The 18,700-nt window shown below is 68.3% G+C and carries 21 protein-coding genes; 10 read left to right on the top strand and 11 right to left on the bottom strand.

Annotated elements, in window-relative coordinates; translation table 11 throughout:
- Positions 1-42: 42 nt before the first annotated feature.
- Positions 43-2,712, bottom strand: coding sequence for an ATP-dependent Clp protease ATP-binding subunit (locus ACFC3F_RS11295; protein ID WP_376129441.1), 2,670 nt, complete (start codon positions 2,710-2,712; stop codon positions 43-45).
- A gap of 218 nt (positions 2,713-2,930) precedes the next feature.
- Here ACFC3F_RS11295 and ACFC3F_RS11290 point away from each other — a divergent pair, with 218 nt between their 5' ends.
- Positions 2,931-3,305, top strand: a complete 375-nt coding sequence (locus ACFC3F_RS11290) for a VOC family protein (RefSeq protein WP_376129438.1) — start codon at positions 2,931-2,933, stop codon at positions 3,303-3,305.
- Here ACFC3F_RS11290 and ACFC3F_RS11285 read toward each other — a convergent pair whose 3' ends face one another.
- Positions 3,306-3,770 (bottom strand): DUF3817 domain-containing protein, encoded by a 465-nt coding sequence (locus tag ACFC3F_RS11285; protein WP_376129436.1) that lies wholly within the window; start codon positions 3,768-3,770, stop codon positions 3,306-3,308.
- A gap of 90 nt (positions 3,771-3,860) precedes the next feature.
- Here ACFC3F_RS11285 and ACFC3F_RS11280 point away from each other — a divergent pair, with 90 nt between their 5' ends.
- Positions 3,861-4,961, top strand: a complete 1,101-nt coding sequence (locus ACFC3F_RS11280) for a class I SAM-dependent methyltransferase (protein ID WP_376129449.1) — start codon at positions 3,861-3,863, stop codon at positions 4,959-4,961.
- Positions 4,962-5,003: 42 nt separating this feature from the next.
- On the opposite strand, the gene ACFC3F_RS11275 is transcribed toward ACFC3F_RS11280, so the two are convergent.
- Genes ACFC3F_RS11275 through ACFC3F_RS11265 form a run of 3 tightly spaced genes read right to left on the bottom strand, consistent with a single transcriptional unit; the run spans position 5,004 to position 6,413 of the window.
- Positions 5,004-5,369: a PLDc N-terminal domain-containing protein gene (locus ACFC3F_RS11275; RefSeq protein ID WP_376129434.1), complete on the bottom strand. Its 366-nt coding sequence runs from the start codon at positions 5,367-5,369 to the stop codon at positions 5,004-5,006.
- Between the two features lie 10 nt (positions 5,370-5,379).
- Positions 5,380-6,282: a hypothetical protein gene (locus ACFC3F_RS11270; RefSeq protein WP_376129432.1), complete on the bottom strand. Its 903-nt coding sequence runs from the start codon at positions 6,280-6,282 to the stop codon at positions 5,380-5,382.
- Positions 6,279-6,413, bottom strand: a complete 135-nt coding sequence (locus ACFC3F_RS11265) for a hypothetical protein (RefSeq protein ID WP_376129430.1) — start codon at positions 6,411-6,413, stop codon at positions 6,279-6,281. The genes ACFC3F_RS11270 and ACFC3F_RS11265 overlap by 4 nt, the downstream gene beginning before the upstream one ends.
- 146 nt (positions 6,414-6,559) lie before the next feature.
- Here ACFC3F_RS11265 and ACFC3F_RS11260 point away from each other — a divergent pair, with 146 nt between their 5' ends.
- Positions 6,560-7,687 (top strand): xylanase, encoded by a 1,128-nt coding sequence (locus ACFC3F_RS11260; RefSeq protein WP_376129427.1) that lies wholly within the window; start codon positions 6,560-6,562, stop codon positions 7,685-7,687.
- A gap of 9 nt (positions 7,688-7,696) precedes the next feature.
- On the opposite strand, the gene ACFC3F_RS11255 is transcribed toward ACFC3F_RS11260, so the two are convergent.
- Positions 7,697-8,071 carry a hypothetical protein gene (locus ACFC3F_RS11255; RefSeq protein WP_376129424.1) on the bottom strand — a complete coding sequence of 125 codons (375 nt, stop codon included), beginning with the start codon at positions 8,069-8,071 and terminating at the stop codon, positions 7,697-7,699.
- A gap of 168 nt (positions 8,072-8,239) precedes the next feature.
- Here ACFC3F_RS11255 and ACFC3F_RS11250 point away from each other — a divergent pair, with 168 nt between their 5' ends.
- Complete coding sequence (locus ACFC3F_RS11250) at positions 8,240-8,677, top strand: hypothetical protein (protein ID WP_376129421.1); 438 nt, start codon at positions 8,240-8,242, stop codon at positions 8,675-8,677.
- A 52-nt stretch (positions 8,678-8,729) separates the two neighbouring features.
- On the opposite strand, the gene ACFC3F_RS11245 is transcribed toward ACFC3F_RS11250, so the two are convergent.
- From ACFC3F_RS11245 to nrdH, 5 genes are all read right to left on the bottom strand, one after another.
- Positions 8,730-9,212 (bottom strand): hypothetical protein, encoded by a 483-nt coding sequence (locus ACFC3F_RS11245; protein WP_376129419.1) that lies wholly within the window; start codon positions 9,210-9,212, stop codon positions 8,730-8,732.
- Between the two features lie 28 nt (positions 9,213-9,240).
- Positions 9,241-10,218 carry a class 1b ribonucleoside-diphosphate reductase subunit beta gene (gene nrdF / locus ACFC3F_RS11240; RefSeq protein ID WP_376129417.1) on the bottom strand — a complete coding sequence of 326 codons (978 nt, stop codon included), beginning with the start codon at positions 10,216-10,218 and terminating at the stop codon, positions 9,241-9,243.
- A 98-nt stretch (positions 10,219-10,316) separates the two neighbouring features.
- Positions 10,317-12,479 carry a class 1b ribonucleoside-diphosphate reductase subunit alpha gene (gene nrdE, locus ACFC3F_RS11235; protein ID WP_376129415.1) on the bottom strand — a complete coding sequence of 721 codons (2,163 nt, stop codon included), beginning with the start codon at positions 12,477-12,479 and terminating at the stop codon, positions 10,317-10,319.
- Positions 12,461-12,892 (bottom strand): class Ib ribonucleoside-diphosphate reductase assembly flavoprotein NrdI, encoded by a 432-nt coding sequence (gene nrdI, locus ACFC3F_RS11230; RefSeq protein ID WP_376129412.1) that lies wholly within the window; start codon positions 12,890-12,892, stop codon positions 12,461-12,463. Before nrdI ends, nrdE begins: the two co-directional genes overlap by 19 nt.
- Before the next feature lie 29 nt (positions 12,893-12,921).
- Positions 12,922-13,152 (bottom strand): glutaredoxin-like protein NrdH, encoded by a 231-nt coding sequence (gene nrdH / locus ACFC3F_RS11225; RefSeq protein WP_376129410.1) that lies wholly within the window; start codon positions 13,150-13,152, stop codon positions 12,922-12,924.
- Positions 13,153-13,513: 361 nt separating this feature from the next.
- Between nrdH and ACFC3F_RS11220 the strand changes: the two genes are divergently transcribed.
- The 6 genes from ACFC3F_RS11220 to ACFC3F_RS11195 all read left to right on the top strand — a co-directional run bounded on the left by ACFC3F_RS11220 (position 13,514) and on the right by ACFC3F_RS11195 (position 18,685).
- Positions 13,514-14,737: an MFS transporter gene (locus tag ACFC3F_RS11220; RefSeq protein ID WP_376129409.1), complete on the top strand. Its 1,224-nt coding sequence runs from the start codon at positions 13,514-13,516 to the stop codon at positions 14,735-14,737.
- 78 nt (positions 14,738-14,815) lie between these two features.
- Positions 14,816-14,959, top strand: coding sequence for a hypothetical protein (locus tag ACFC3F_RS11215; RefSeq protein WP_376129408.1), 144 nt, complete (start codon positions 14,816-14,818; stop codon positions 14,957-14,959).
- Positions 14,960-15,007: 48 nt separating this feature from the next.
- Entirely contained in the window at positions 15,008-15,763 is a 756-nt protein-coding gene (locus ACFC3F_RS11210) for an alpha/beta fold hydrolase (RefSeq protein WP_376129407.1), read from the top strand.
- Positions 15,760-16,920, top strand: a complete 1,161-nt coding sequence (locus ACFC3F_RS11205) for an acyl-CoA dehydrogenase family protein (protein ID WP_376129405.1) — start codon at positions 15,760-15,762, stop codon at positions 16,918-16,920. The genes ACFC3F_RS11210 and ACFC3F_RS11205 overlap by 4 nt, the downstream gene beginning before the upstream one ends.
- A 132-nt stretch (positions 16,921-17,052) precedes the next feature.
- Entirely contained in the window at positions 17,053-18,324 is a 1,272-nt protein-coding gene (locus tag ACFC3F_RS11200; RefSeq protein WP_376129403.1) for a DUF445 domain-containing protein, read from the top strand.
- A 19-nt stretch (positions 18,325-18,343) separates the two neighbouring features.
- Positions 18,344-18,685 carry a gamma-glutamylcyclotransferase family protein gene (locus tag ACFC3F_RS11195; RefSeq protein WP_376129401.1) on the top strand — a complete coding sequence of 114 codons (342 nt, stop codon included), beginning with the start codon at positions 18,344-18,346 and terminating at the stop codon, positions 18,683-18,685.
- Positions 18,686-18,700 lie beyond the last annotated feature (15 nt).

The raw sequence follows: 18,700 nt of genomic DNA, 5'->3' as shown, positions 1-18,700 counted from the left end.
CACCCGCGCCGATCGGTGTCGACGCGGGTGTCGACGATCCGCTCAGGCGGCGGCGGCCAGCGGTGCGCCCGACATCGCGACGAGGCCGTCGGCGGTGGCATCCACCGTCACGGAACCGCCTTCGGTGAGGGCGCCCGTCACGAACAGCTCGGCGAGCCGGTCATCGACTTCGCGCTGGATGAGCCGGCGCAGCGGCCGCGCCCCGTATTCGGGCTCGTAGCCGTGCTCGGCGAGCCACTCGATCGCCGCGTCGGTCACCGCGAACGTCACGTCACGCCGCGCCAGTCGGGCCTCGGTCGCGCCGAGCAGCAGGTGCACGATCGTGCGCAGCTGCGACTTCTCCAGCTTGCGGAACAGCACGATCTCGTCGATGCGGTTGAGGAACTCCGGTCGCATCGCTTCGCGCAGCTTGCCCATGACCCGATCGCGCAGGTCCTTCTCCGACCCGAAGCCGGTGGACCCGCCGCCGTCGGCGAGGAAGCCGATGGCGCCGCCGCGCGACGCGAGGAACTCCGAGCCGAGGTTCGAGGTCATCACGATCACCGTGTTGCGGAAGTCCACCGTGCGCCCCTGGCCGTCGGTGAGTCGGCCGTCGTCGAGCACCTGCAGCAGCAGGTTGAAGACATCCGGATGCGCCTTCTCGATCTCGTCGAACAGCACAATCGAGTACGGATTGCGCCGCACACGCTCGGTGAGCTGCCCGGCTTCGTCGTACCCGACGTAGCCTGGAGGGGCACCGACGAGTCGCGACACGGTGTGCCGTTCGCCGAACTCGCTCATGTCGAACCGGATCACGCTGTTCCCCGACCCTGCCACGCCGGTCCCTGAGCTTGTCGCCCCGGACCCGGAGCCTGCCACCCCGGTCCCTGAGGTTGTCGCCCCGGTCCCTGAGCTTGTCGAAGGGTCGTCGAACAACGAGCTCGCGAGCGCCTTCGCGAGCTCGGTCTTGCCGACTCCGGTCGGACCCAGGAAGAGGAACGATCCGACGGGGCGGTGCGCGTCACCCATTCCCGTGCGACTGCGGCGCACGGCCTTCGCCACGGCCGCGACGGCGTCGTCCTGCCCGATGACGCGCGCGTGCAACTCGTCCTCGAGGCGCGCGAGCCGGTCGCGTTCCGATTGGGTGAGACGGGCGACGGGGATGCCGGTGGCGCGACTGATCACGCCCGCGATCTCGGGTTCGTCGACGACATGCTGCGTCGCGTCCCGCTCGACGCGCGCGGGGTTCTCGGCCGCGTGCTCGATCTTCGCCTGCACGGCCGCGATCTCGTCGCGCAGGCGCGAGGCCTCTTCGTAGTGCTCGGCCGAGACGGCGGCGTTCTTGTCCGCCTCGAGCGATGCGAGCTGCGCCATGAGCGCGCTCACGTCGACCTTCGCGCCCAGGCGCAGCCGCAGGCGCGCACCGGCCTGGTCGATGAGGTCGATCGCCTTGTCGGGCAGCACGCGCTCGGTGAGATAGCGATCGCTCAGCTCGACGGCGGCGCGCAGCGCCTCGTCGGTGTAGACGATGCCGTGGTGGTCTTCGTAGGCGGGCTTGAGCCCGTGCAGGATGCGCACGGCGTCTTCGACCGACGGCTCGCCGACGCGGACGGGCTGGAAGCGGCGTTCGAGCGCGGAGTCCTTCTCGATCACGCGGTACTCCGTGAGCGTCGTCGCACCGACGAGGCGCAGGTCGCCGCGGGCGAGACGCGGCTTGAGGATGTTGCCGGCGTCCATCGAGCCCTCGCCGCCGCCTCCCGCACCGACGACGGTGTGCACTTCGTCGATGAAGACGATGAGCTCGCCGTCTTGCGCGGCGATCTCGTCCATCGTTCCGGTGAGTCGCTCTTCGAAGTCGCCGCGGTAGCGCGTGCCCGAGAGCATCGCGGGCAGGTCGAGCGCGATGACGCGCTTGTCGCGCAGCTGGTCGGGGACCTCGCCGGCCGTGATCGCCCGCGCGAGACCTTCGACGACGGCGGTCTTGCCGACGCCGGCCTCGCCCACCAGGACGGGGTTGTTCTTCGTGCGTCGACTGAGGATCTCGATCGTCTGCTCGATCTCCGCGGCGCGGCCGATCACCGGATCCAGCTCGCCCGCCCGAGCGAGCGCGGTCAGGTCGGTGCCGAATCGGTCGAGCATCGGCGTGGCGGATGCCGCGGCATCCGGTTGCTGCTCGGAGCCCACGCCGCCCGGGGTGACGGTCTCACGCGCTCCCTGTGTGAGTGCCTCGGCGGTCACGCCGGCGTGCGCCAGCACCTGACCGGCGGGGGTGTCCTGGGCGAGCACGAGCGCGAAGAAGAGGTGCTCCGGATCGACGTAGGTCGATCCGGACGAGCGTGCCACCTGGAACGCGTGGAACAGAGCGCGCTGCACCGACGGTGTAACAACGGCACCCTCGACACCGGCGGCACCGGATGCCGCGGGCAGACGCTCTTCGGTCGCGCGGGCGATCGCGGCGGGATCGGCGCCGATGCGCTCGACGGCGTCCTTCGCGGGCGATTCCGCCACGAGCACGCGCAGCACGTGAAGCGCGTCGAGCTCGTGCTGGCCGCGCTCGAGCGCGAACCGGCCGGCGCGCTGCAGGATCTCCTGCGTGCGCGAGCCGAGGAAGCGGCTGAGGTCGATTGAGCGACCCGCTCGGGCGCGCTCGCCCGCGAGGTACCGCGCGAGGAACTCGTCGAACGAGCCGTCGTTGGCGTCGGATCCGGTCGAGGGGGTGAAGTCTTCGGGCATGCCATCTCTCCTGTGAAACTTGAGTAGAGGACTATCAACTTACAAAGTTGAGCATAGTCATATCAAGTTCAACGAGCGTCCGCGACGCCTATTCCCTGACGCGATCGCCCAGGGCGAACAGCACACGCGGTTTCGCGCGGCACGTCATTGCGGACGATCGATGTCCTCGACGACGTCTACCGTGAACGTGCCATCCGGAAGAACGAGAGGAATCCCTCATGGACTGGAAGATCGAACTCATTTTCGTGCCGGTGACCGATGTCGACCGCGCGAAGGACTTCTACGTCACGATCGGCTTCATCGCCGACCACGACGAGACCCCGGTCGAGGGGCTGCGGTTCGTGCAGATGACACCGCCCGGCTCGGCGTGCTCGATCGCGCTCGGCACGGGTCTCGGCGGTTCGCTCGAACCCGGCCGGCAGGACACGATCCAGGTCGTCGTTCCCGACGCCGACGAGGCGCTCGCGCATCTGCACGGTGTCGGCGTCGACGCGAAGGGCGTCGACGAGCAGTCGTGGGGACGCTTCGTCACCTTCGACGATCCCGATGGCAACACGTGGACGCTGCAGGAACTCCCGGACTACGGGGCCTGATCAGTGCCGCCCACCCGGCGGGCCGATGATCAACAGCACGACGAACACGAGGATCACCGCGAGCGCCAGCAGGATCGCCAGCACCCACGGCCGGCGCAGGAACCAGCGCATGAGCCGGTCGTGCCACGCGGCATCCCGCGGGTCGGTCGTCTGCTCCAGCCGCCACGCTCCGCGGAGCCGGCCCGAGCGGTGCAGCCAGATCTCCATCGGGATCGTCGCGTACGGCACGATCGCGCTCACGATGGCACTGATCGTCGGGCCCGGACGCCAGCGCTGGTTCTTAGCGACGAGGATCGCCGTCGCCCCGTACGACAAGAACACGAACCCGTGGATGCCGCCGCCGATCGTCGTCGCGATGGACAGGTCGAGCGTCGCCCGCAGGATCAGACCCGTGATGAGGAGCGTCCACGAGATCGCCTCGGCGATCGCCAGCGTGCGGAACAGGGTCTGGGGCGTGCGGAACACGGGTCTCCTCGGGTGGGGGGTGCGTTCAAGCCTACGTTCGCGCGTGACCTGCCGACGACACCGGATGCCGCGGACTAGCGTGGAGCGGTGATGTTCTCGCTCGACGACCTGCGACGCTGGCCCGACCTCGACGCACCCGGGCTCGTCGCCGTGGACGCCGCCGACCGACTGCTGCTGGACGAGTCCGCGATTGCGCTCGCCGACCTCGCCCCCGGTGAGCTCGCCGTGATCGGCGACGCGTACGGCGCCCTCGCGCTCGGCGCCGCCGCGCAGGGGGTCCGGGGCATCCGCGTCCACCAGGACGCTCTGACGGGCGAGCGGGCGCTCGCCGCCAACGCCGAGCGCGCCGGGCTCTCCGACACGTTCGTCTCGCACGGTCTCGATGCGTCGCTCGTGGCCGGTGCCCGCGTCGTGCTCGTCCGGCTCCCCCGTTCGCTCGACGCGCTGCGCGATATCGCCGCGCTCATCGCCGCCCACGCGGCATCCGATGTCGTCGTCTTCGCCGGCGGGCGCATCAAGCACATGACGCTCGCGATGAACGAGGTGCTGCGCGCGAATTTCGACCGACTCGACATCACGCACGCACGCCAGAAGTCACGGGTCCTGATCGCTCGCGGCCCGCGTGACGGGCACGACCCCACGCCTCGCACACGGGAGCACGATGGCCTCGTCGTCTGCGCGTTCGGCGGCGCGTTCGCCGGACCGTCGATCGACATCGGCACGAGGCTGCTGCGGGATCACCTGCCCGATCGCGTGGCCGCTCCGGCGATCGACCTCGCCTGCGGCACGGGCATCGTCGCGACCTCGCTCGCGCTGCGTCACCCCGACCTGACCGTGTACGCCTCGGACGAGTCGGCGGCGGCGGTCGCCTCGGCCCGCGCGACGGCCGCGGCGAACGGCGTCGCCGACCGCGTGCGGGTCGAGCGCGACGACCTGCTCGGCGCGCTCGCCGCCCACAGCGCCGGCTTCATCGCGCTCAATCCGCCGTTCCACAGCGGCAGCGCCGTGACCGAAGACCTCGCGGAGCGCTTCTTCCGGGATGCCGCGCGGGTGCTCCGCCCCGGCGGAGAGCTGTGGACGGTGTTCAATTCGGGCCTGCGCTACCGCGCGGCGCTCGAGAAGATCGTCGGTCCGACCCGTCAGATCGCGCGCAACGCGAAGTTCACCGTCACCGCGTCCACGCGGCGGTGACACGCCGCGGCGGAGGTCGCCGCACCGAGAGCACGTCGAGGATCAGGCGCTCTCGCCGGACTGCTCGCGCCGACGCCGGGCGAGTTCGGCGCGCAGCCGGTCCTCTTCGATCTCCCGCTCGAGCTCGGCGAGCTGCTGCTCGGTCGTGCGCACGTCGTGACGGATCGGGGCCGGGGCCGGGGCCGGCTGAGTCCGCGGTCGCGCGGCGGGGCGCGGCATCCGCGGACCGTCTTCCGGGTACACCCGTCCGAGCGTGAACCACAGCACGCTGCCGATGATCGGCAGCAGGATCACGATGATGATCCACATCGTCTTGGGCAGGTGCTTCACCTGGAAATCGTCGCGACGGATGATGTCGACGAGCGAGAACACCATCACGCCGATGACGAGGAGCGAGAGAAGAGGCATCGGGGTCAGCCTAGCGGGGCGCGGAGAGCCGGTTGCCGGCGGCTCCCGAGCGGAACGTCGGGTCGGGATCGTTCCACGTCTCGATCGTCTGGGCGACCCAGAAGGCCGCGAAGAGCACGAGGGCGGCGGCTTCTCCGAGGAAGACCGGGGAGATCCCCCACGGCTCGGGCACCGCGGCGCCGAGAGAGCCGGCGATGACCACCGCGAGCAAGGCCAGCAGGATGGCGACGATCGCGATCGCGATCGTCAGATAGACGGCTCGATATCCGAACGCGCGCGCACGACCGGCGTCGATCCCTGACGCGAGGGCGGCGAGCGCGATGAAGGCGAAGAACGAGGCTGCGGCGATGACGTGGCCGACCCGCAGAAAGCTGTCGGATGCCGCGAACCACCACACCGTCGTGGCGGCGATGAGCACCCCTGAGACGACGAGCGTGAGCAGTCGTCTCGACACCGCTCCCTGCACGATGGCCAGCACGAACACGCTCCCCCAGCCCACAGCCGCGGTCACCAGCAGCGCCGTCATGCCGGTGGCGACCGCCGGCACGAAGGCCTCGGGCACGCACGGCTCGACACCGCGCGGGCACGTGAGCGTGAGGCCGGGCACGTCACCCGCGAAGACCGGTGCCGGCACGACCGCGATCAGCGGGGCGACGATCGCGGCGAGGTCCAGCGACACCTGCCCGAAGCTGCGGCCGGACAGCACCAGCAGCGCGAGGGCGACGGCGAAGACACCACCGACGAAGATCGGGCCGGCTGCGGTGTAGTACGCCGCGCTCACCGAACCGAGCGGGCCACTGTTGATCCACTGCACCGCGATCGCCGCGGCGAGCATCACCACGATGCCGACGAGCGACAGCCGGACGTAGCGATACGTGCGCTGCAGCGAGGTGCTCGCGGCGGACATCGTCATGCTCGCGTCGCCTTCGTCGGCGGGGCGAGCGTGAGCGCCACGAGTCGAGCGTGCGCGAGGAGCGGTGTGTCGGCTCCGGCGCTGGCTTCCATCTCGTCGCCCAGCGTGCCCTGCCATGCCTGCCGGGTCAAGCGATCTGTCGCTCGGGTGATCGCGGCCAGTGCCACACGTCCCACGAAGCAGCCCGAATTTCGCTACAACTGACTGATGCACGGTCGTCTGCGGGAAAGATCTCGCCAGGATGGCGCCGTGGCGCATCGCCGGCGAAGGGACCCCGTTGAACAGCACAGCCCCCGGCCGCCGCTGGGCGACGACGGTCGCGGTCATCGCGACGGCGACCGTGCTCATCGGCGCGGCCGGGGTCGCGGCGACGATGGCCATCACCACGGATGCCGGTGGCCGGTCGACTCCCTCCCCCGCGGCATCCTCACCCCGCCCGACACCGACTCCCACGCCCCTCACGGTGCAGCAACAACTGCTCGCGTCGACCGACGACCCGAACGCGTGCGTCGTCACCTTCGCGGGCGACGGGATCGCCGATCCGCCGATGCTGCAGACGCAGGGGGCGCTCTACACCGGACTGCCCATTCCGGCGCAGGACGGTGCTGTCTTCGCCGGCTGGTACGCGACGTCGGCGGATGCCGCGGCCTACGCGGTCCCCGGGCGGATCAACGGGTCGGAGGCCGTCGAATGCAGCGACCAGCAGGTCACGCTGCACGGCTCGTGGATGTCCCCCGAGCTCAACGCCGCAGAGGGCGCGCGCATCCCGATCCTCATGTATCACCAGTTCACCGCGAAGCCGGAGGGCGAAGCGGGCTGGCTGCGCGGAAATTACGCGTACATCGGCGACTTCGACGCGCACATGAGCCACATCGCCTCCACCGGCTTCTATCTGCCGACCTGGGACGAACTGTCCGCATTCATCGACGGGCGACTGTTCCTGCCGAATCGCTCGGTCATCGTGACCGACGATGACGCCGATCAGACCTGGTTCGATCTCGCGGTGCCCGTCGTCGATGCACACGAGGTGCTCTCCACGTCGTTCATGGTCACGGCGTACCGGCAGGATCCGGCGCCGTCGCCCTACGTGCTCCGCCGGTCGCACACGCATGACATGCACCAGGCGGGCGCGAACGGCGACGGCCGGATCGTCAACTGGTCGGTGCCCGAGATCGTCGCCGACATGGAGACGTCGGGCGCTGCTCTCGGCGTGAAGGAAGTCATGGCCTACCCCTTCGGGCACTACAACGACACCTCGAAGGAAGCGCTGAGGCAAGCCGGCTGGGAGTTGGCCCGCACGATCGAACCGGGCTATGTGTCGATCGGAACCGACAAGCTCGCCCTGCCGACGGTACGCATCAACTACGGAATGGGTCTCGACGCGCTCACCGACCTCATCGGCTGACGCTGACGCTCAGTCGCGCGTCGACCAGAACGCCCAGGCGACGAGCACCGGCTGGAAGAACAGCCGGACGAGGCGCTTGCGGTCGGTGTCGAGCCCGAAGCCGTCGCGCTTCAGGCGCCATTGCTCGATATTGCCGGGGAAGACGGCGATGAAGAACGCGGCGAGGATCGCTCCGATCGTGCGGCGCGAGCGCGGCAACGCCACGAGCGACGCGCCGAGCATGACCTCGACGACACCGGATGCCACGACCACACCGTCTTTGTCCATGACTCGGGCCGTGAAGTCGGGCACTTGCGCCTGGAACTCCTTACGGGCCCAGAACAGGTGGCTGATCCCCGCGAAGACCATGGATCCGGCCAGCAGCCAGCGTGCGATCGCCTTCATCGGCTCACTCTCGTCTCGAAGCTCGGTCGATCGGAGGGATTCTCCGACGCTTCGCTCACGGTATCCCAGGCCGCCGACCGCGCAGACGTGTTGCGTCATCCCCGGGAGGTATGCGATGTCGTCCGCGCGGGCGATGTGCCGCGGGAAACGTGCCGAGATGCTGGAACCATGACGAAGAACCGCCCCGCCACCGCCGTTGCCGCCCTCCTGCTCGCCGCCTGCACCGCCGGCATCCTCAGTGGGTGCTCCACCGCGAACGACCTGCTCGAGCGGAAGGTCACCACCCACCACGACAACGTCGCGGAGATGGCGGAGGGGGCGGCCGTGTCCGCGGATTGGGTTCCGGAGGACGCGACCGAGATCACCGTCCGCACGCCGGTCGAGACCGACAGCGGAGCGGCGGTCCTGCTCCTCACGTCGGCATCCGACCTCGCTGACCCGTGCGAGGAGACCGAACGCAACTCCAGCCCGACGCTCACGCTCGAGAACGCCCCCGACGCGTACAAGGCCGATACGGTGTTCGTGTGCGGCGAGTGGAGCGTCATCCGCTCCGGCGGTCAGTGGTTCGGGTGGACCCCGAACACCGGGGACGCTCGCCCGCAGTGAGTGTCAGCACGGGCGACGCTACGAATCCGTTCTGTCGCGTCGCGGGACGCCGTCACACCTCGGTGCAGGCGTCGCCGGATGAAGGGTCGCCGTAGAGCACGAGGGCGGTCCCGGTGGCATCGAGAACCGAGACGTAGGCTGCCCCGAGGCGAATCGCTTCCTCACAGAGCGCCAGCGCCGCCTGCGCTTCCGGGCTGCCGGGCTCGCCGCGCGGGGTGGGGATGCTGGTGGAGATCTCCCAGCGCCCCGGCCCGGTCTCCCGCACACCCGTGGCCTCGGGAGCGACGATGTTCAGTGAGGTCAGCGTGTCGCCTTCGGCCGGTGCGTCATCCGACGGCGCGTCGTCCGTCGGCGCTGCCTCGGTCGGCGCATCCGCTGTCGGCGTCTCGGCCGCCGGTGTCTCGGCCGCCGGTGTCGGCGTTCCGGCCACCGTCGCGGTTCTGCTCGGCGTGGCCGTAGGCGACGGGTCCGACCCTGCACAGCCGGTGAGCACGAAGACCAGGGCGACGGCGGGGACGAGCACAGAACGCTTCATACGTGCCACGGTAGCGGCGCCCTGAGTTCTAGAAGTCCCAGTCGTCGTCTTCGGTGGCCTCGGCCTTGCCGATGACGTACGACGAGCCCGAACCCGAGAAGAAGTCGTGGTTCTCGTCGGAGTTCGGCGAGAGCGCGGACAGGATCGCGGGGTTCACGTTCGTCACCGACGACGGGAACATCGCCTCGTAGCCGAGGTTCATGAGCGCCTTGTTGGCGTTGTAGTGCAGGAATTTCTTGACGTCCTCGGTCAGGCCGACGTTGTCGTAGAGGTCCTGCGTGTACTGCACCTCGTTGTCATAGAGCTCGTAGAGCAGCGAGAACGTGTAGTCCTTGAGCTCGTCGCGCCGAGCCTGGTCGACCGTTTCGAGCCCGCGCTGGTACTTGTAGCCGATGTAGTAGCCGTGCACGGCCTCGTCGCGGATGATGAGGCGAATGAGGTCGGCCGTGTTCGTGAGCTTCGCCTTCGAGGACCAGTAGATCGGCAGGTAGAAGCCCGAGTAGAACAGGAACGACTCGAGCAGCGTCGAGGCGACCTTGCGCTTGAGCGGGTCATCGCCACGGTAGTAGTCGACGATGATCTGCGCCTTCTTCTGCAGATTGACGTTCTCGGTCGACCAGCGGAAGGCCTCGTCGATCTCCTTCGTCGAGCACAGCGTCGAGAAGATCGACGAGTAGCTCTTGGCGTGCACCGACTCCATGAAGGCGATGTTCGTGTACACGGCCTCTTCGTGCGGGGTGAGTGCGTCGGGGATGAGCGACACCGCACCGACCGTGCCCTGAATCGTGTCGAGGAGCGTGAGCCCCGTGAACACGCGCATCGTCATCGTCTGCTCGTCGGGGGTGAGCGTGTTCCACGACTGGATGTCGTTGGACAGCGGCACCTTCTCGGGAAGCCAGAAGTTGTTCACGAGGCGGTTCCACACCTCGAGGTCCTTGTCGTCCTGGATGCGGTTCCAGTTGATCGCCTGGACGTGGTCCAGGAGCTGCAGCTTCTCGGGGGCCATCAGAGTCCTTCAGTTCTTCGTCGGTTCGCAGATCTTCGTCAGTTCGGGGATCTCGGTACGCCGCCTTCGGCGGCTACTCGATCACCGGGAGGGATCACTCACAACGTGCAGGAAACGCACTCGTTCATGTCGGTGCCTTCGAGCGCCAGCTGCCGCAGGCGGATGTAGTAGATCGTCTTGATGCCCTTGCGCCACGCGTAGATCTGCGCCTTGTTGATGTCGCGCGTGGTGACGGTGTCCTTGAAGAACAGGGTGAGCGACAGGCCCTGGTCGACGTGCTGCGTCGCCGCGGCATACGTGTCGATGACCTTCTCGTAGCCGATCTCGTACGCGTCCTCGTAGTACTCCAGGTTCTCGTTCGTCATGAACGGCGCCGGGTAGTAGACGCGACCGAGCTTGCCTTCCTTGCGGATCTCGACCTTCGATGCGATCGGGTGGATCGACGACGTCGAGTTGTTGATGTACGAGATCGAACCGGTCGGCGGGACGGCCTGCAGGTTCTGGTTGTAGATGCCGTACTCCTGGATGCTGGCCTTCAGCGCCGTCCAGTCCTCTTGGGTCGGGATGTGGACATCGGCGAAGAGCTCAGCGACGCGCTCAGTCTGCGGAATCCACTGCTGGTCGATGTACTTGTCGAAGAACTCCCCCGACGCGTAGGTGGAATCCCAGAACCCGTCGAAGACCTCGCCCCGCTCCTTCGCGATGAGGTTGGACGCACGCAGCGCGTGGTACACCACCGTGTAGAAGTAGATGTTCGTGAAGTCCAGGCCCTCTTCCGAGCCGTAGTGCACGTGCTCGCGGGCGAGATAGCCGTGCAGGTTCATCTGGCCGAGGCCGATCGCGTGAGAACGGTCGTTGCCGTCTTCGATCGAGCGCACCGAGGCGATGTGGCTCTGGTCGCTCACCGCGGTGAGCCCCCGGATCGCCGTCTCGACGGTCTGGCCGAGGTTGCCGCCATCCATCGCGAGGGCGATGTTCATCGACCCCAGGTTGCAGGAGATGTCCTTGCCGATCTGGTCGTACGACAGGTCCTCGTTGTACGTCGTCGGCGTGTTGACCTGCAGGATCTCGCTGCAGAGGTTGGACATGTTGATCCGGCCCTTGATCGGGTTGGCCCTGTTCACCGTGTCCTCGAACATGATGTACGGGTAGCCCGACTCGAACTGGATCTCGGCGATCGTCTGGAAGAACTCGCGCGCGTTGATCTTGGTCTTCTTGATGCGCGCGTCGTCGACCATCTCGCGGTACTTCTCGGTGACGGAGATGTCGCCGAACGGCACGCCGTAGACCTTCTCGACGTCGTAGGGCGAGAACAGGTACATGTCCTCGCCGTTCTTGGCGAGCTCGAACGTGATGTCGGGCACGACGACGCCCAGCGACAGCGTCTTGATGCGGATCTTCTCGTCGGCGTTCTCACGCTTGGTGTCGAGGAAGCGCATGATGTCGGGGTGGTGGGCGTTGAGGTAGACCGCCCCCGCACCCTGACGCGCACCGAGCTGATTGGCGTAGCTGAAGCTGTCTTCGAGCAGCTTCATGACGGGGATGATGCCCGACGACTGGTTCTCGATCTGCTTGATCGGCGCGCCGGCCTCACGGATGTTCGACAGCAGCAGGGCGACACCGCCGCCGCGCTTGGACAGCTGCAGCGACGAGTTGATGCCGCGCGAGATCGACTCCATGTTGTCTTCGATGCGCAGCAGGAAGCACGAGACGAGCTCGCCGCGCTGCGCCTTGCCCGAGTTGAGGAACGTCGGCGTCGCCGGCTGGAAGCGCCCCGAGATGATCTCTTCGACCAGGTCCATGGCGAGCTTCTCATCACCGTCGGCGAGGCCGAGGGCGGTCATGACGACGCGGTCCTCGAAGCGCTCGAGGTAGCGCTTGCCGTCGAAGGTCTTGAGCGTGTAGCTCGTGTAGTACTTGAAGGCGCCGAGGAACGTCTCGAACCGGAACTTCTTCGAGTACGCGAAGTCGTTGAGCTTCGAGATGAAGTCGAACGAGTACTTCTCGAGCACGGCCGGCTCGTAGTACTCCTTCTCGACGAGGTAGTCCAGCCGCTCCTTGAGCGAGTGGAAGAACACCGTGTTCTGGTTCACGTGCTGCAGGAAGTACTCCTGCGCCGCGCGCTTGTCCGCGTCGAACTGGATCTTGCCGTCGGCGTCGTACAGATTCAGCATCGCGTTGAGGGCGTGGTAGTCCAGCCCTTCGAACGCGGGGTTGTGCTTGAAGTCGGTCCGCGCCTCGGTCACTGCAGATTCCACCATTGTTCCAATCCGTCGCTCACGCGATCGATGTCGTCCGGCGTGCCGAATACTTCTAGCCGATACAAGTGGGGCACACGGCACTTGCGGCTGATGATGTCGCCGGCGAGGCAGAACGCATCGCCGAAGTTGGTGTTCCCCGCGGAGATGACTCCGCGGATGTGACGACGGTTTCGCTCGTCGTTGAGGAACCGGATCACCTGCTTGGGAACGGCCCCCTTCTCTTCGCCGCGGCCCTGGCCGCCCCCGTAGGTGGGGGTGACCAGGACGAACGGCTCGTTCACGAGAAGGGGTTCGTGAGAGGAATACAGCGGGATGCGCTCGGCACGCATGCCCAGCTTCTCGATGAAGCGGGCGGTGTTGCCGGAAACGCTCGAGAAGTACACCAGCAGCGGTGCCTCAACGGCGACCTGCATGGCCTTCCCCCTCAGTGATGTGTTCCTGGTCAGAGACGAGACGCGAGCTCGTCGATCTTGTCGGGACGGAAGCCCGACCAGTGGTCCTCGTCGGTGATGACGACAGGCGCCTGCAGGTAGCCGAGCGCCTTCACCTGCTCGAGGGCCGAGGGATCCTCGGACAGGTCGAGAACCTCGTATTCGAGGCCCTTCGAGTCGAGTGCCCGATACGTCGCGGTGCATTGCACGCACGCCGGCTTCGTGTAGACCGTGATCGCCATATGGATCCGTCTCCCCCTTACATTCGATGCTTTCCGGCGGTTTCCCCCCACCGGGAGTCCAATACTACATATGGGTACCGACATTCGATAGCACCACAAGGTCTAGTAGTTACATCCGTGTAGTTTTCCACCGTTCTCTACAGGTACAACACAAGTTGTCCACCGATTCATCCACAGGACGCGCCCTGTCTTCGGCGTCCGAAAAGACCAGGATCACGCCTGTTTCGGATGCCGGACACTCGAACGATCCACAGGTGGGACGCTACGAGGGGGTTCCGACATCGGATCGGCCTGTGGATGGACGCCCTGGCGTGTCGTCGGCGTGTCGCTCGGCAGCATCCGAAGGCACTACCTTTGATCCGTGGCGGGGTACCGGGAGCTTCTGCGCACGCCCGGGGTCGGGCGCATCATGGCAGCACAATTGACGGCTCGCTTCCCCAACGGGATGACGAGCCTGGCGGTCCTGCTGCACATCGAGCACGTCACCGGCTCGTACGGCGCCGCCGGCCTCGTGCTCGCGGCCACCTCGATCGGCCAGGCCGTCGCGGGCCCCGTGACGAGTCGCTGGATGGGCCGGTGGGGCATGCGGCGCGTCATCTCGATCGCCCTCGCCGTCTGCGTGCTCGCGATCCTCTCGATCGCCCTGTTCGTCCTGCCCGTGCCGCTGTACATGGTGCTCGGACTCATCGCCGGCCTGTCGACGCCGCCCGTCCAGTCCGCCGTCCGCACGATCTACCCGAAGATGGTCACGGCCAAGCAGCTGACGCCGCTGTACTCGCTGGACGCGTCGCTGCAAGAGGTCATCTGGATCCTCGCGCCCGTCGTCATCACGTTCGTCGCGACGCAGGTGGGAACCGTCCCGGCGCTCCTGGTCGTCGTGGTCGTCCTGGTCGGCGGCGGCACGTGGTTCCTCTTCTCCCCCGAGCTCGGGCGCGTGCGGATCCCGCCGAGCCGCCGCGGAATCGGGCGCGTGCTGGCCAAGCCGCCCGTCCTGCTCGCGACGGTCGTGGGCTTCCTGCTGATCGGCGCGTGCGCCGCCGTCGAAGCCGGCGTCGTCGCGACATTCGACCACGGCGGCCTCGAGGCGGGTCTCGTGCTCGCCGTCTTCGCGTTCGGCAGCCTCGGCGGCGGCCTCGCCCTCGGCCACCTGCCGATGGGACGCTGGTCGATGGCGCGGCGCCTCGCCATCGTCACGGTGGGCCTGTCGCTCACGATGCTCTCGCTCGACGTGTGGTGGCTCGGCGGCACCCTCGTCCTCGCCGGCATCGGGATCGCCCCCGCCCTCGCCGTCATCTTCGCGATGACCTCGGCGAGCGTGAAGTTCAGCGAGACCGCCGAAGCCTACGGCTGGGTCGGCACGGGACAGCTCATCGGCGCCGCGACGGGGTCGGCGATCGCGGGCTTCCTGATCGACGACATCGGCCCGAGCGGCGCCTACATCGCCGGGACCGGGTTCGCGGCGGTCGGGCTTCTCGTCGCCGTCGTCTTCGTGCGCTGGTTCCCCGACCTGCGCCATCGCGACGTGAGCCCGATCCCCGACACCGAGCCGATCTCGACGATCACGGGGCCGATCGCCCGACCCTGACGCGATCATCCTCGAGAGGTACGCGGATCGTGCCGCAGACGGATGCCGCGACCCCGGCCCCGTTCGTAGCGTCGGAGTGTGACGAACAACGTCTTTCCCCTCGGAGCCTTCGTGCTCACACTGCTGGGCAACATCCTCGTGCTCATCGTGCTCGCGACGGCCGCCGTCGCCGTGCTCGCATCCGCCGTCGTCGTCTTCGGCGGCGACGTCCTCGGCCTGTGACGGGAGGCACGCCCTCGACGATGACGCGAGGCGGCATACCCTGGAAACATGCCGACTCCCCTGACTCTCCCCCGCCTGTCGTGGGGTGATCCCGCTGCGGAGCGTCGCGCTCTGCTCGTGCACGGTCTCGGGTCGAACGGCGCGCTCATGTGGCGCTACGGCGTGGCTCTCGCCGACGACGGCTGGCACGCGATCGCGATCGACCTGCGCGGCCACGGCACGGCGCCGCGCGCCCTGGACTACACGATCGCGGCCTACGCCGCCGATCTCGCGCTGACACGGCCCGACGACGCCGGCGCGTGGGACCTCGTGATCGGCCACTCGCTCGGCGCGGCGGCCTCGACGTCGGCGGCAGCGGCTGATCCCGCGTGGACGCGCCGGCTCGTGCTGATCGACCCGGCCGTCCACCTGAGCCCGCGCGACCGCGACATCGTCCGCAACAGCCAGGAGCGCTCGTTCGCCGACCCCACCGCAGCCGCCGTCCGCGCCGAGCACCCGACGTGGCACGAGAACGACGTCGAGCTCAAGGCACTGTCGGCACAGCAGGCCAGCCGGTGGGCGGTCGAGCAGACGAGCGTCCAGAACCCGGCGTGGGACGAAAGGGAGGCGGCATCCCGTCTGTCGGTTCCGACCCACATCATCGCGTCGGATCCGAAGGTCTACTCGATCTTCGCGGGTGAGCTCGCCGCCGAGGTGCTCGCGAATCCGCGGGTGACGATGTCCGTCGTGACGGGCGCCGGGCACTCGCCGCACCGCGACAAGCCCGAGGACACCATCCGGCATCTGAGAGAGGCACTGTCATGACGACCTTCGACCCCGCCGGCATGCTGCCCGACGAGCTGCTCGAGCGGTTCCGTGCTCGAGCGGTGATCCACGACCGTGAGAACACGTTCCCCGACGAGGACCTCGCCGAGCTGACGGCGATCGGCTACCTCGCGATCCTCGTGCCGCGCGAACTCGGAGGTGCGGGCCTCGGCCTGGCCGAGGCATCCGTTCTGCAGCAGCGCCTCGCGACGGCCGCACCGGCCACGGCGCTCGCGATCAACATGCACCTCGTCTGGACGGGGGTCGCCAAGGTGCTCGCCGATCGTGGCATCGACAGCATGCGGTTCGTGCAGGAGGGCGCCGCCGCCGGCGAGGTGTTCGCGTTCGGGATCAGTGAGGCCGGCAACGACCTCGTACTGTTCGGCAGCGATACCGATGCTGCGCCCCGGGCCGACGGCGGGTACGCGTTCACCGGGACGAAGATCTTCACCTCGCTCGCACCCGTCTGGACGCAGCTGGGGCTGCACGGCCTCGACACGAGCTCGCCCGATGCCCCGCAGCTGGCGTACGCCTTCGTTCCGCGGTCAGAGGCCGTCGTGACGCGCGACGACTGGGACACGCTCGGCATGCGCGGCACGCAGTCGCGCACGACCGAGTTGCACGGCGCCGTCGCGCCCGCCGACCGGGTCGTGCGACGGGTGGCGCCGGGGCCGAATCCCGATCCGATCGTGTTCGGCATCTTCAGCGTCTTCGAACTGCTGCTCGCCTCGGTCTACACCGGCATCGCACGGCGAGCGCTCGACGTCGCCGTCGAGACCGTGCGGCAGCGCACGTCGAAGAAGACGGGCACGACGTACAGCCAGGACCCGGACATCCGCTGGCGCATCGCCGACATGGCCCTCGCCTACGACGCGCTGCCGCCGCAGATCGAGGCGCTCTGCCGCGACGTCGACGGGCTCGTCGACCACGGTCCGCGCTGGTTCACGCTGCTGAGCGGCGTCAAGCACCGGGCCGTGACGATGGCGAAGTCCGTCGTCGACGACGCCGTGCTCGCGGCGGGCGGGTCGTCGTACTTCACGCGGTCCGAGCTCAGCCGGCTCTACCGCGACGTGGTCGCGGGGCTCTTCCACCCCTCCGACCCCGAGTCCGCCCACGCGACGGCCGCCTCGGCCTGGCTCGGGCCGCTCGAGTCCTGACGGCGACGGGGTCGCGGCGGTTGCGCGTCGACAGACCTGACCGACCACCCTCCCCGTCGGCTCGCCACCCGACCTGCCCTCGGCCCCGCCGCGTCGGCCTCCGCCCGCCCCGCCCCGTGCGAAGATGACGCCATGGCGCGCACCCCGACTCATCTGCTGAGTCCGGCCGATCAGGAGCGGCGTCGCGGACTGCGCTTCATGAAGGGCGTCGCGCTCGGCGCGCTGATCTTCATGGCGATCGTGTTCGTCGTCGCCTTCGTCTTGCAGCAGCAGGCCCCGTGGCTCGCCTACGTGCGGGCGGCGGCGGAGGGCGGCATGGTCGGCGCCCTCGCCGACTGGTTCGCCGTGACGGCGCTGTTCCGCCACCCGCTCGGGATTCCGATCCCGCACACCGCGATCATCCCGAACCGCAAAGACGAGATCGGGCGCACGCTCGGCGAGTTCGTCGAGACCGAGTTCCTGCGCGGCGACGTCGTGCGCACCAAGCTCGAGGCGACCGCGCTGTCGGCACGGCTGGGCGAATGGCTCTCGCAGCCGGACCATGCCGACCGCATCGCCGCCGAGGCGTCGGTGATGGCAGCGGGCGTGCTCAGCGCGCTGAGCGACGACGACGTGCAGCATGTCATCGAAGATCTCGCCCGCGAGCACCTCATCGCCCCCGAGTGGGGTCCGCCGCTCGGCGACTGGCTCTCGCGCATCGTCGACGCCGACGCGCATCACGCCGCGGTCGACCTCGCCGCCGACAGCATCGCGACATGGCTCGAGAACAACCAGGAGGCCTTCGCGGGACTGCTCTCGCGCCGTCTGCCGGGCTGGCTCCCCTCGGTCGCGCACCGGCTCATCGACGACACCGCCTACCGTGAGGCGACGAAGTTCGTCGCGGCGGTCCGCGCCGATCCTCGGCATCCGGCACGTCTCGCGATCGACGGATACCTCGTGCGCCTCGCCGACAACCTCCGGCACGACCCCGCGACGATCGGCCGGTTCGAAGACGCCAAGGCGGCGGTGTTCGACAGCCCGCGCGTGCGCGATCTCGCGGCGCAGGCGTGGGGCACGGCGAAAGCCGGGCTGCTGCGTTCACTCGCCGATGCCGACAGCCCGCTGCGTCGTCGCGCGGCGGCGGCCCTCGCCGAGGTCGGCGAGCGGCTCACGACGGATGCCGCCCTGCAGGGCCGCGTGGACCGCTGGGCGACGGATGCCGCGGTGTTCCTCGTCGACCGCTACCGCCACGACATCGCCTCGATCATCACCGACACGGTCGAGAAGTGGGACGCGGCGGAGACGACGGAGAAGATCGAGCTCATGGTGGGCCGCGATCTGCAGTACATCCGCCTCAACGGCACGGTCGTCGGAGCCCTGGCGGGTCTGGCGATCTTCACGATCGCGCATGCGCTGCTGGGGTGAGACGGCGTAGCCTGATGCCGTGGACGCCGACCAGCTCCTCTTCTCCTACGGCACGCTGCAGCGCCCCGACGTGCAGCTCGACACCGTCGGCAGGCATCTCGAGGACGAGCCCGATGTCCTGCCGGGGTACCGGCTCGACTACGTCGAGGTTCAGGACCGACGGGTCGAGGATGCATCGCAGCGTCGACGGCAGCCGATGCTGCGGCCGACCGGTGATCCGCTCGACAAGGTCGTGGGGCGCACGATGTGGCTGACCGAATCGGAGCTCGACGCGTGCGACGAGTACGAGGCGTCGCTGTACCGGCGCGTCGCGGTCGTGCTCGCCAGCGGCCGCTCGGCGTGGGTCTACGTCGCGAACTGACTGCAGTAGCGTGAG

The sequence above is a fragment of the Microbacterium sp. NPDC055910 genome, from assembly GCF_042271185.1.
GTDB lineage: Bacteria > Actinomycetota > Actinomycetes > Actinomycetales > Microbacteriaceae > Microbacterium.
The sequence above is the reverse complement of the archived record's forward strand: the minus strand, read 5'-3'. Positions and strand labels throughout refer to the sequence as shown.

What these genes read in the sequence shown, in the direction of transcription:
- ACFC3F_RS11245 (WP_376129419.1), bottom strand. Translation starts at nt 9,212, where the DNA reads ATGAAGCGTTCTGTGCTCGTCCCCGCCGTCGCCCTGGTCTTCGTGCTC.
- nrdI (WP_376129412.1), bottom strand. Translation starts at nt 12,892, where the DNA reads ATGCAGGTCGCCGTTGAGGCACCGCTGCTGGTGTACTTCTCGAGCGTT.
- ACFC3F_RS11275 (WP_376129434.1), bottom strand. Translation starts at nt 5,369, where the DNA reads ATGCCTCTTCTCTCGCTCCTCGTCATCGGCGTGATGGTGTTCTCGCTC.
- nrdE (WP_376129415.1), bottom strand. Translation starts at nt 12,479, where the DNA reads ATGGTGGAATCTGCAGTGACCGAGGCGCGGACCGACTTCAAGCACAAC.
- ACFC3F_RS11200 (WP_376129403.1), top strand. Translation starts at nt 17,053, where the DNA reads ATGGCGCGCACCCCGACTCATCTGCTGAGTCCGGCCGATCAGGAGCGG.
- ACFC3F_RS11250 (WP_376129421.1), top strand. Translation starts at nt 8,240, where the DNA reads ATGACGAAGAACCGCCCCGCCACCGCCGTTGCCGCCCTCCTGCTCGCC.
- ACFC3F_RS11205 (WP_376129405.1), top strand. Translation starts at nt 15,760, where the DNA reads ATGACGACCTTCGACCCCGCCGGCATGCTGCCCGACGAGCTGCTCGAG.
- ACFC3F_RS11210 (WP_376129407.1), top strand. Translation starts at nt 15,008, where the DNA reads ATGCCGACTCCCCTGACTCTCCCCCGCCTGTCGTGGGGTGATCCCGCT.
- ACFC3F_RS11280 (WP_376129449.1), top strand. Translation starts at nt 3,861, where the DNA reads ATGTTCTCGCTCGACGACCTGCGACGCTGGCCCGACCTCGACGCACCC.
- ACFC3F_RS11290 (WP_376129438.1), top strand. Translation starts at nt 2,931, where the DNA reads ATGGACTGGAAGATCGAACTCATTTTCGTGCCGGTGACCGATGTCGAC.
- nrdF (WP_376129417.1), bottom strand. Translation starts at nt 10,218, where the DNA reads ATGGCCCCCGAGAAGCTGCAGCTCCTGGACCACGTCCAGGCGATCAAC.
- nrdH (WP_376129410.1), bottom strand. Translation starts at nt 13,152, where the DNA reads ATGGCGATCACGGTCTACACGAAGCCGGCGTGCGTGCAATGCACCGCG.
- ACFC3F_RS11255 (WP_376129424.1), bottom strand. Translation starts at nt 8,071, where the DNA reads ATGAAGGCGATCGCACGCTGGCTGCTGGCCGGATCCATGGTCTTCGCG.
- ACFC3F_RS11270 (WP_376129432.1), bottom strand. Translation starts at nt 6,282, where the DNA reads ATGACGATGTCCGCCGCGAGCACCTCGCTGCAGCGCACGTATCGCTAC.
- ACFC3F_RS11295 (WP_376129441.1), bottom strand. Translation starts at nt 2,712, where the DNA reads ATGCCCGAAGACTTCACCCCCTCGACCGGATCCGACGCCAACGACGGC.